Source organism: Nocardia amamiensis NBRC 102102 (assembly GCF_001612745.1).
GTDB classification, from domain to species: domain Bacteria; phylum Actinomycetota; class Actinomycetes; order Mycobacteriales; family Mycobacteriaceae; genus Nocardia; species Nocardia amamiensis.
On the sequence record NZ_BDBA01000069.1, the window covers coordinates 43,580 to 53,946 of the forward strand.

Sequence of the window (10,367 nt, forward strand, 5' to 3'; positions counted from 1 at the left end):
CACGCTACGGCGCTGGAGACGATGCCTGGGCCCAAAACCGCTTCGGAATGCGCCCGGCCAACCGCGCCGCATATCCGGCGCGGACCGCGTCCGCCATGGCCGCCGCCATCAATTCTGGGCGGCGGGCCCTGGTCACGGCGGTAGCCAAAAGCACTGCCGAGCAGCCGAGTTCCATCGCGAGCGCAGCGTCGCTGGCAGTGCCGATGCCCGCGTCCAGGATGACCGGGACATGCGCGGCGGCGACGATCATCTCGATGTTGTGCGAGTTGCCGATGCCGAGGCCGGTGCCGATGGGGGCGCCGAGGGGCATGACCGCGGCGCAGCCCGCATCCTCGAGGCGGCGGGCCAGGATCGGGTCGTCGTTGGTGTAGGGCAGCACGACGAAACCGTCGTCGACGAGTTGTTCGGCGGCGGTGAGCAATTCGATCGGGTCGGGCAGCAGGGTGCGCTCGTCGGCGACCACCTCGAGCTTCACCCAGTCGGTGTCCAGCGCCTCACGCGCCAGCTGGGCGGTGAGCACCGCTTCGGCGGCGGTGCGACAGCCCGCCGTGTTCGGCAGCGGCGCGATGTTCAGTCGCTTCAGCAAGTCGAGCACGCCGGTGCCGCCCGCGGCGTCGATTCGCCGCATGGCCACGGTGGTCAGCTCGGTACCGGAGGCGATCAGCGCCTCCTCCAGCACGGCGAGGTTCTCCGCGCCGCCGGTTCCCATGATCAGGCGGGAACCGAAGGTGCGGTCGGCGATCCGCAGCGGGGCGTCGATCTCCGAGCCCGGCGCGGCCGATTCCTCACCCACCTTGGACCGCCGTCAGCACCTCGATCTGCCAGCCGCGCCCAACCGGTTCGTCCCAGCGCGACTTCGGGAACACCGCCCCGTCCACCGCGAGCGCGACGCCCTTGCACGGCAGGCCGAGACGTTCCAGCAGCTCGCGCACGGTGAGCGGTTCGGCGAACTCGTGCTCGTCGCCGTTCACCGTGACACCGATGGGGACGGATGACAGCGTCATCGTCTTCCTCCTACAGTCGTCGAAAAGCGTTGCGGGTCGGCGGCTTCCGCTTCGGGCAGCGTTGTCCCGCCGAGCAGGCTCGCCACCGCGTCCGCGGTGAGCGGCACGGTCAGCATGCCGTTGCGGCCGTGCCCGGTGGCCGCGACGATCCGGTCGGTGAGCCGGCCGATCAGCGGCAGATTGTCGGGGCTGCCCGGCCGGGAACCGGCGCCGGCCTCGGCGAGTTCGTATTCGCCGATACCGGGGAAGACCGCCTCCGCGTCGGCGATCAGGTCGCGAACGCCTGCGACGGTGACCGCGGTGTCGAAACCCGCCTCGTACTGAGTGGCTCCGACGACGATTCCGTCGGCCCGCGGTACCAGGTATACCTGCCTACCGTGCACCCGGGCCCGGATCACCCGCCGCGGCGCGGGAGCGACGCCCGGCCGCTGCCGCAGGCGCAGGATCTCGCCTTTGACCGGGCGAACCGGCAAGTCGGGCCACAACTGGGCCGACGCGGCGCCCGCCGCGAGCACGATCTGATCCTGCGGAAGGTCGGTCAGCGAGGCTACGAATTCGGCGCGAACCACCACGCCTGCCGCCTCGGCCGCCTGCCGCAGCGCGGCGATCAGCTTGCGGTTGTCGATCGCGGGTTCGGTGGGCGCGAGCAGCGCGGCGCGCACCGAACGGGCCAGCGTGGGTTCCAGCTCGCGGACTCCGGCGCGGTCCAGGATGCGCAGGCGGTGGCCGCGTCCGCCGACCCAGTCGGCGACGGTGCGCAGGTCGGCGGCGTCGGCCGCGTCCAGCGCGACAGTCATGGTCTCGTCCGCGACGAAGACCGAGATCCCCGTCGCCGCTTCCAGCCGGGCGGCGAATTCGGGCCAGCGGGCCAGCGAGGCGGCGCCGAACTCGAGCACCCGCTCCTCTCCCGGCCAGCCCTCCGACAGCGGTGCCAGCATGCCCCCGGCCACCCAGGAGGCGCCGCTGGCCACCGCCGGATCCAGCAGGGTTACCGACCAACCGGCCTCGGCGGCCCGCCAGGCCACGGCGAGCCCGATGGCGCCGCCACCGACGACCGCCAGAGTCCGCATCCGCTCCACCTGCCTCCTATTTCGCATCCCCACGGTAGCGCGGCTACCGTCGAAGGCGTGCAACCCTCCCACCCGAACCGACTCCCTTCGCCCCGGGAGCGTCTGGCACGCGCGCGGCTGTATCTCTGCACCGACGCACGCCGGGAGAAGGGCGATCTGGCCAGATTCGCCGAGGCCGCGTTCGCAGGCGGAGTCGACATCATCCAGCTCAGAGACAAGGGTTCGCCGGGCGAAGCGAAGTTCGGTCCCCTGGAAGCCAGGGCCGAACTCGGCGCGCTCGCCGAATTGAAGGCGGCCGCGCGCAGGCACGGCGCACTCGTCGCGGTGAACGATCGCGCGGACATCGCACTGGCGTCGGGCGCTGACGTGCTGCATCTCGGGCAGGGCGACCTCCCGCCCTGGTACGCGCGCCGGATTCTCGGCCCCGACGTGGTGATCGGACGATCCACGCACAACCGCGCGCAGGCCGGCCTCGCCGCTATCGACGAGCACATCGACTACTTCTGCACCGGACCGATCTGGGCGACCCCGACCAAGCCGGGCAGGCAGGCGGCGGGACCCGAACTGATCCGCTCGACCGCGGACGCCCACCCGACCCGACCGTGGTTCGCGATCGGCGGGATCAACGCCGAGAACCTGCCGCAAGTGCTGGAAGCCGGGGCGACGCGGGTCGTCGTGGTGCGCGCGATCACCGAGGCCCGGGACCCGGAAGCCGCGGCGCGGGAGCTGAAAACGGCACTGCTGGCGAACGCTTAGGCGGCTGCCTCGCCTCCGCTCGGCCCGGCGCACAAGCGACTGCCTCGAGCCTCCGCTCGGCCCGGCGCACAAGCGACTGCCTCGAGCCTCCGCTCGGCCCGGCGCACAAGCGACTGCCTCGAGCCTCCGCTCGGCCCGGCGCACAAGCGACTGCCTCGAGCCTCCGCTCGGCCCGGCGCGGGCTGACGACGGACTCCGTCCGGCTGCGTCCCTTTCTGCGTCAGGAAAGCAACTGTCCCCGGGTGAACGAGAGTGCGGTGTTCACCGCGGCGCTCCCATTCGAGGTCGGCTCGGCGGCCGGAAGGCCGGGCTCGTCGACGATCGTGGCGTAGTCGCCCGGTCCGTCCGGATCCGAGTGCAGCCACACGAAACCGACATCGGCGAGGTCGATCGTGCGGGGCAGCGCCGCGGCCACCGCGTGGTCGATCTCGGCGAGCAGCACCCGCGCGGGCGCGGCGCGCAGGGTGGGCCAGGAGGCGGCGAAACCGGGGTGCAGCGGACGGGAATCGACATCGTGTTCGGGGACCCAGGCCAGCTCGGTGCTCTCCCGGTTGCCAATGGTCGGGAGGGTCATAACCGCGTCGGCGACCACCGTGGTGTAGGTCCAGCCACTCAGCGCGGAGGCGGTCACGCGCGCGCCGCGCACCCGGACCTCGGCGGGATCGATGCCCGCCTCCTCCCATGCCTCGCGGACCGCCGCGTGCTCGGGCGTCTCGTGACTGTCACGGGCGCCGCCGGGCAATGCCCAGGTCCCGCCCTGGTGGCTCCACGGTGCGCGATGTTGCAGCAGTACCGCCGAACCGCCGTCGGCGAGCGGAGCGCGCAGCAGCAGTCCGGCGGCGCCGAAGCGGCCCCAGTGCCGCAATCCGTCCGGGCCGCGCGACCAACCGTCGCCGTCACCACGCATCTCGTACCATCCTCATCCAGCTACGACTGTGCTCCCCCACCCGCCCTTTGCTCCCAACCGGGGGTGTTTCACACGCCGCAGCGTTCGTACGACCACAATAAACTCCGCACCGATACGCGCGGAGTGATCGAATATGCGGTCCGGCCGTGAGAAATCCGCGCACGCGGCCCAGACTGGGGAGGTGGACATGGCTAGCTCCGAGCCGACGACGGCCGAACTCACGCCGCCGTCCGCGCCCGCCGGCCGGGAGAATCCCGGTGGGCTGAGCGTCGCTGTGGTACGCGAACGTCTCGACCTGGCCAATCTACGTTCGTTCGCCAATTCCTCCCCGGGGCGGCTGATCGCGCTCGGGCTGCTGCTCATCGGCCTGTGCCTGGCCGCGGGCTCGATGACCGCCGCGACGGTCAGCGAACGGCAGCAGAGCCTGGACGTGCTGCTCTACGACACCGAGCCGGACGCGCACTCCGCGCACCGGCTGTACACCTCGCTCTCGATCGCCGACGCCGCCGCGAGCACCGCCTTCATCTCGGGTGGACTGGAGCCGCAGGAGGTGCGCGATCGCTACACCCAGGCCATGGGCGAGGCGGCCGCGGAATTGGTGACCCAATCCGACCGCGCCGTCGGAGCGCACGCGACGGCCGATTCGGATTCCCGGCTGCGCTCCGGCATCGTCACCGGCCTGCCGGTGTACTCGGGCCTTGTCGAGACCGCACGGACGAACAATCGCATCGGGTACCCGGTCGGCGCCGCGTACCTGAGCGAGGCGTCCAACCAGATGCAGACAACGCTGCTACCCATGGCCGAGGAACTGCAGAATCACCGCTCCGCCGCGGTGAGCGCCGCGCAGCGCAATCACGTGCGCCCACCCTGGTCCGCCATCGGCCTGCTGATCCTCACGCTGGGGGTGCTGTTCTGGGTGCAGCGGGATCTGGCGCGGCGCTGGCGCCGGGTGCTCAATCCGGGTCTCCTGCTCGCCTCGGCGGCGATGCTGATCCTGCTGACGTGGACGGTGCTCGCGGGCTCGGTGTCGGCGGCGTCGATGATCAGCGCCCGCGACCACGGCGCGGTACCGGCGTCGCGGCTGACCGAGAGCCGGATCCTGACCCAGCAGGCGCGCGCCGCGGAGACATTGAAGCTGGTGCGCAGGGACGCGACCGGCGACTACGACCGCACATACGACGTGAATATCGAGCGCTTGGCCGACCTGCTCGGCAAATACCCCGGCTCCGCGCCCGCCACCGACGACGTGCGCAATGCCGTGCCCGCGCTGGAGCGTTGGCGGTTAGCCCATCAGCGTATGAATGATGCGCTGGCCAAGGGCGATTTCAACGGCGCGGCCGCGGTGACGATCGGCCCCGGCTCCGCAGACGCCACGGCGCAAGTGGACGCCCTGGACAGCGCGCTGGAGCAGGGCATCGCCGAGACACGGGACAACCTGCGCGACGAGATCTCCCAGGCGGCCCGCGTACTGGACTTCCTAGGAGCAGGAGCGATGGTGCTCGGCATTCTGGCGGCAGGCTATGTCGCACTCGGCATATGGCCCCGGCTTCGGGAGTACCGATGAGATCCCCGCGCGGCATTCTGCTTGTCGTCCTCGTCGTGGTGGCTCTGGCGAGCGGCTGTGCGAGCGAGTCCAGCGCCCCGCTGGCGGCCAAGACGCCCAAGTACACCGATGCACCGCTGCCCGCCAATGCCACGGTACTGACGGATTCGCCGGTCCCGCCGGCGCCCGGCGCACCGCGCTGCGGAGATCCGACCGCGAGTCTGCGACCCACCGGGGCGGGCGCCGCCGCGCGCGGACCCGTTATCGACGCGATCCGGGCGCGGGGCAGGCTGCTGGTGGGGCTGGATACCGGCAGCAACCTGTTCAGCTACCGCGACCCGGTCTCCGGCTCCGTCGTCGGTTTCGACGCCGACATCGCCAGGGAGGTCGCCCGTGACCTGCTCGGCAGCCCGGACCTGATCGAATTCCGCAGCCTCGGCTCGGCCGAGCGCGAGACCGCGTTGCAGAACCACACTGTCGACTTGGTCGCCAAGACCATGACGATCAACTGCGAACGGCGCGAGAAAGTCGACTTCTCCACCGTCTACCTGCAGGCCTATCAGCGCGTGCTGGCGATGAAGAACTCCGGTATCCGCGGCATCGCCGATCTGGCGGGCAAGCGGGTGTGCATCGTATCCGGCACCACCTCGCTGGACCACATGCGCCGGTACCAGCCCGCCGCGGCCATCCTCACCGTCCCCACCTGGGCCGATTGTCTGGTCGTCCTCCAGCAGCGCCAAGTCGACGCGGTCAGCACCGACGACGCCGTCCTGGCCGGTCTCGCCGAGCAGGACCCCTACACCGAATTGGTCGGCGGCAGCATCGCCGAGGAGCCGTACGGTATCGGCATCCCCAAGGGCCACGAGGATCTCGTCCGCTTCGTCAACGGCACGCTGGATCGCATCCGCGGCGACGGCACCTGGACGCGGCTTTATCAGCAATATCTGACCGCGCTCGGCCCGGTTCCCGCTCCACCCGCTCCCAGGTATCAGGACTGACCGGAGATGAACACACGGCCCGTCCCCGAGCCCGACCCGGACGAAACCGCCACGGGACAGCCGGGATCGGCCGATCTACTCGAGGGCGGGTTCCCCGGACCGGTCGGGCGTCATCCAGGGGTAGCGGGAAGGAAACCGGAGGCGGTCGGCCGCGATCCGGACGGAACGCCATCGTCCACCGGCCGACCCACCGAGCACGACGACGCGGCGGCCGGGCCGACTGAGCAGGCGGGCGGCCCGCCATCGGACGTGCCCGACCCAGCTCCAGCCGATCCGAAGTCGGGAGCAGGCGAAGAGGACTCACACGCAATCCGCGGCGACCGCCCGGACACCGGCTCCAGCGCGGTGGCATGGAGCCGGGCATCGGACAGCGACGACCCACCCGCGTGCGAACCGGGATCAGGGGCGTCCGAGGCCGGCGGCAAGCAGGTCCAGCCGGAATCCAGCTCCAACACGGTGGCATGGAAACCGTCATCGGATGCCGAGGACGCGGCTGCAACGCGACAGCAACCACCGGCGGATGAAGGGCCCGCCACGCAACTCACGCCGGAGTCGGCACAGGAGGGTGCGCGGCGGCCGTACTCGGGACCGGGCTCGTCGGCGCCGCGCACTACAGGACGCAGCGTGCGCGCCCCCCGGAGCCGTCCGGCGGTGCGACGGCTCGGCGTTGGTCTGGTGCCTATTCCGACGGTGCCGCCCACTGATCCACGCGATGCCGTGCTCGCCGACCCGGTGGTGTCCGAGGGCAGACGGTTCTGCTGGCGCTGCGGCAAGCCGGTCGGCCGGGCGACACCGATTCGGCCGTCCACCACGGCGGGCACCTGCGCGACGTGTGAAGCCCCATTCGATTTCCGGCCGTCGCTGCACGCGGGCGATATGGTGGCCGGGCAGTACGAGATCCAGGGCTGCATCGCCCACGGCGGGCTGGGCTGGATCTACCTGGCGATCGACCGCAATGTCAGCGACCGCTGGGTGGTGTTGAAGGGCCTGCTGCACACCGGCGACGCCGAAGCGCAGGCGGTGGCGATGGCCGAACGCCAATTCCTCGCCGAGGTGGCCCATCCCAGCATCGTCAAGATCTACAACTTCGTCGAGCACCCCGCGGCCGACGGCACGCCGGTCGGCTACATCGTCATGGAGTACGTGGGCGGCAGTTCGCTGTGCGCCATTCTCGACAGCTACGAACGGCCGGAGCGCATGCCGGTCACCGAGGCGATCGCCTATCTGCTGGAGATCATGCCCGCGCTGGAGTACCTGCATTCGACCGGGCTGGCCTACAACGACCTCAAGCCGGACAACATCATGGTCACCGAAGACCAGGTCAAGCTGATCGACCTCGGCGCGGTCGCCGCCGTCGGCGCATACGGAAACCTCTACGGCACCAGGGGATTCCAGGCGCCGGAGATCCCGAAGACCGGCCCGACCGTCGCTTCGGACATCTACACCGTCGGCCGCACGCTCGCTGTGCTCACCCTGCACATGCCGTTGGAGCACGGACGCTATCTCGACGGCGTCCCCGATCCCGCCGACGAGCCGGTGCTCGCGCGCTACCCGTTCTTCCATCGCCTGCTGCTCTGCGCGACCGACCCGGACCCGGGACGCCGATTCCCCTCCGCTCGTGCGATGGCGGCGCAGCTGGCGGGCGTGCTGCGGGAGATCCTCGCACTGGAGACCGGTAACGAGCACCCGCAGCTGTCGGCCGTCTTCACTCCGCCGCGCACCAGTTTCGGTACCGACGAACTGATCAGCCAAACCGACGCCTACACCGACGGCCGCTCGCGCAGCAGCCAGCTCGACCCCCTCGATGTGGTGGCAGGGCTGTCTGTTCCGCTGCTGGACCCGGCGGATCCGTCCGCGCCGTTGCTCGCGGCCACAGTACATCCCGAACCCGCTCAGGCGCTCGATGCGCTGTGGGATGCGCGCGCCCGGGCCGATGCCGATCCCGAGAAGGCGCCGGAGAATCTGGATCTGGAGCTCACGCTTGCCGAGGCGCGGGTGCGGCTCGATCTGCGCGAGTCGAGCACTGTCCTGGAGCTGCTGGCGCGCTTGCCGGATCGGGAATGGCGGGTCTGCTGGTATCGCGGCGTGGCCGAACTGCTCGACCGCGAGTACGAGCGCGCTTTCGCGAACTTCGACGAGGTCTTCCGGGTGCTGCCCGGCGAAATCGCCCCCAAGCTCGCCCTCGCCGCCACCGCCGAACTCATTCTTCAGCAGTGGGATACACCGGATCCAGAACACTGGCGCGCCTATGCGGAGAAGACCTACGAGACCGTCTGGCGCACCGACCGCGGCGTGGTGAGCGCCGCCTTCGGGCTGGCCAGGCAGCTCGCCGCGAACGGCAGGGTGACCGAGGCGGTGCAGGCGCTCGACGCCGTGCCCGCGGCATCGCGGTGTTTCACCACCGCGCGGATGACCGCCGTGCTGTTCATGCTGACCGCCGCACCGGTGGCCGAACTGGATGAGTTCACCCTGCACATCTCGGCCTCGCGGGTGTCGAGCCTGCCCAGAGGCGAGAGTCGTGCGGTGCAGATGCGGGTGCTGGTGCTCGGCGCGGCGCTGGCCTGGCTGCAAGCGGGCAACACGCCGAAACGCCCCGACGCGACGCTGTTCGGCGCGCCCTTCACCGAACACGAACTGCGGGAGGGCACCGAGGCGACGCTGCGTGCCCTGGCCCGCGGCGCGCCCAACCGCAAACACCGCTACGCGCTCGTCGACCTGGCCAACGCGATTCGCGCCAAAAGCTGGATCTAGCAGGTCGATCGGCGGTCGGCCAGGCACGGCAGGCAGCACCATGGCCGATGCGATTCGCCTGATCCGCCGACGCGGTCGCCCTGGCGGGCTGCGGACAGCCCAACACGACATCAGGGCTGACCGAGCTCGAGGTCGGCGACCACCTTCCGCGCGGCACGCGCGATCGCCAACTCCTCGTTCGTGGGCACCACCAGCACCGCGACCGGCGCATCGGGTGGCGAAATGCGCCGGGCGGAGCGGTCTTTCGCCATGTTGGCGGCTGGGTCCACTTCGATGCCGAACCCGACGAGATCAGCGAGGGCGTCGGCACGCACCTGCGGGCTGTTCTCGCCGACACCGGCGGTGAAGGTGATCGCGTCCACGCCGCCGAGCTCGATCAGGTACGCCCCGAGGTAGCGCCGCAACCGGTGGATGTACACGTCGTAGGCGAGCCGGGCGGCCTGGTCCCCGCTCTCGATGAGGCGCTGCAACTCGCGGAAATCGTTCACGCCGGACAGTCCCTTGATCCCGGAATCCCGGTTGAGCAGGGCGTCGACCTGGTCGATGTCCATATGCGCCGACCGCACCAGGTGCGGCACGATGCCAGGATCGAGATCACCCGACCTGGTGCCCATCACCAGCCCCTCCAGCGGGGTGAGGCCCATCGTGGTGTCGATCGGGCGCCCGCCACGCAAGGCGGAGGCCGACGCGCCGTTGCCCAGGTGGAAGATGATCTGATTCAACTCGGCGGGAGCACGCCCGAGCAGGTCGGCGACGCGGCCGGACACGTACTCGTGCGAGGTCCCGTGGAAGCCGTACTTCCGGATGCCATGGGCGGCGGCGATTTCGGCGTCGATCGCGTAGGTCTTCGCGGCGGCGGGGAGGCTGTGGAAGAACGCGGTATCGAACACGGCGACCTGCGGAACGCCCGGCAGTAATGCGCGTGCGCTCTCGATACCGGCAACATTGGCCGGATTGTGCAGCGGCGCGAGCACGGAAAGGTCGGAGATCGCGGCGACGACCGCGTCATCGATGAGGGTGGGCTGGTAGAACACCTCGCCGCCGTGCACCACCCGGTGACCGACCGCGCGCAACCCCTCCCCCACCAAATCGTGTCCCGTCGCGGAGAACGCGTCGAAAACCAAGCGCAGCCCCGCGGTGTGATCGGCGATCCGCCCGGGACGTTCGGTGCTCTGACCGTCGGCGCGATGCTCGATCCTCCCGTCGTCTTCACCGATCCGCTCCACGATTCCGGACGCGGCCACCACGCTCGACTCCGGATCGAGGAGTTGATATTTGATCGACGACGAGCCGGAGTTGATCACCAGCACCAAGTCCCCGGCCGCCTTGCTCATGCCT

General features: G+C 70.3%; 9 protein-coding genes. 4 read left to right on the forward strand and 5 right to left on the reverse strand.

The window, feature by feature from the left end:
- Window positions 1–4: 4 nt before the first annotated feature.
- Genes NA4_RS15295 through thiO form a run of 3 tightly spaced genes read right to left on the reverse strand, consistent with a single transcriptional unit; the run spans window position 5 to window position 2,074 of the window.
- Complete coding sequence (locus NA4_RS15295; protein WP_067470289.1) at window positions 5–793, reverse strand: thiazole synthase; 789 nt, start codon at window positions 791–793, stop codon at window positions 5–7.
- The gene (thiS, locus tag NA4_RS15300; protein WP_040784432.1) at window positions 786–1,004 is read right to left on the reverse strand and encodes a sulfur carrier protein ThiS; all 219 of its coding nucleotides are present in this window, start codon (window positions 1,002–1,004) and stop codon (window positions 786–788) included. Before thiS ends, NA4_RS15295 begins: the two co-directional genes overlap by 8 nt.
- Window positions 1,001–2,074 (reverse strand): glycine oxidase ThiO, encoded by a 1,074-nt coding sequence (gene thiO, locus NA4_RS15305; RefSeq protein WP_067470290.1) that lies wholly within the window; start codon window positions 2,072–2,074, stop codon window positions 1,001–1,003. The genes thiS and thiO overlap by 4 nt, the downstream gene beginning before the upstream one ends.
- 57 nt (window positions 2,075–2,131) lie before the next feature.
- Between thiO and thiE the strand changes: the two genes are divergently transcribed.
- A complete protein-coding gene (gene thiE, locus NA4_RS15310) occupies window positions 2,132–2,830 on the forward strand; it encodes a thiamine phosphate synthase (RefSeq protein WP_067470291.1) in 699 nt (232 codons plus the stop codon).
- Window positions 2,831–3,050: 220 nt separating this feature from the next.
- On the opposite strand, the gene NA4_RS15315 is transcribed toward thiE, so the two are convergent.
- Window positions 3,051–3,737 carry an NUDIX hydrolase gene (locus tag NA4_RS15315; protein WP_067470292.1) on the reverse strand — a complete coding sequence of 229 codons (687 nt, stop codon included), beginning with the start codon at window positions 3,735–3,737 and terminating at the stop codon, window positions 3,051–3,053.
- A 187-nt stretch (window positions 3,738–3,924) separates the two neighbouring features.
- Here NA4_RS15315 and NA4_RS15320 point away from each other — a divergent pair, with 187 nt between their 5' ends.
- The 3 genes from NA4_RS15320 to NA4_RS15330 are packed head-to-tail and all read left to right on the forward strand — an operon-like array spanning window position 3,925 to window position 9,029.
- Window positions 3,925–5,301, forward strand: a complete 1,377-nt coding sequence (locus tag NA4_RS15320; RefSeq protein ID WP_067470302.1) for a GlnX family signal transduction membrane protein — start codon at window positions 3,925–3,927, stop codon at window positions 5,299–5,301.
- On the forward strand, window positions 5,298–6,278 hold the full coding sequence (locus NA4_RS15325) for a glutamate ABC transporter substrate-binding protein (protein WP_067470293.1): 981 nt from the start codon (window positions 5,298–5,300) through the stop codon (window positions 6,276–6,278). Before NA4_RS15320 ends, NA4_RS15325 begins: the two co-directional genes overlap by 4 nt.
- A gap of 6 nt (window positions 6,279–6,284) precedes the next feature.
- Window positions 6,285–9,029: a serine/threonine-protein kinase gene (locus NA4_RS15330; RefSeq protein ID WP_084497111.1), complete on the forward strand. Its 2,745-nt coding sequence runs from the start codon at window positions 6,285–6,287 to the stop codon at window positions 9,027–9,029.
- A gap of 110 nt (window positions 9,030–9,139) precedes the next feature.
- Here NA4_RS15330 and NA4_RS15335 read toward each other — a convergent pair whose 3' ends face one another.
- Window positions 9,140–10,363, reverse strand: coding sequence for an acetate kinase (locus NA4_RS15335; protein ID WP_067470294.1), 1,224 nt, complete (start codon window positions 10,361–10,363; stop codon window positions 9,140–9,142).
- Window positions 10,364–10,367 lie beyond the last annotated feature (4 nt).

What these genes read in the sequence shown, in the direction of transcription:
- thiS (WP_040784432.1), bottom strand. Translation starts at nt 1,004, where the DNA reads ATGACGCTGTCATCCGTCCCCATCGGTGTCACGGTGAACGGCGACGAG.
- thiO (WP_067470290.1), bottom strand. Translation starts at nt 2,074, where the DNA reads ATGCGGACTCTGGCGGTCGTCGGTGGCGGCGCCATCGGGCTCGCCGTG.
- NA4_RS15315 (WP_067470292.1), bottom strand. Translation starts at nt 3,737, where the DNA reads ATGCGTGGTGACGGCGACGGTTGGTCGCGCGGCCCGGACGGATTGCGG.
- NA4_RS15320 (WP_067470302.1), top strand. Translation starts at nt 3,925, where the DNA reads ATGGCTAGCTCCGAGCCGACGACGGCCGAACTCACGCCGCCGTCCGCG.
- NA4_RS15325 (WP_067470293.1), top strand. Translation starts at nt 5,298, where the DNA reads ATGAGATCCCCGCGCGGCATTCTGCTTGTCGTCCTCGTCGTGGTGGCT.
- NA4_RS15330 (WP_084497111.1), top strand. Translation starts at nt 6,285, where the DNA reads ATGAACACACGGCCCGTCCCCGAGCCCGACCCGGACGAAACCGCCACG.
- NA4_RS15335 (WP_067470294.1), bottom strand. Translation starts at nt 10,363, where the DNA reads ATGAGCAAGGCGGCCGGGGACTTGGTGCTGGTGATCAACTCCGGCTCG.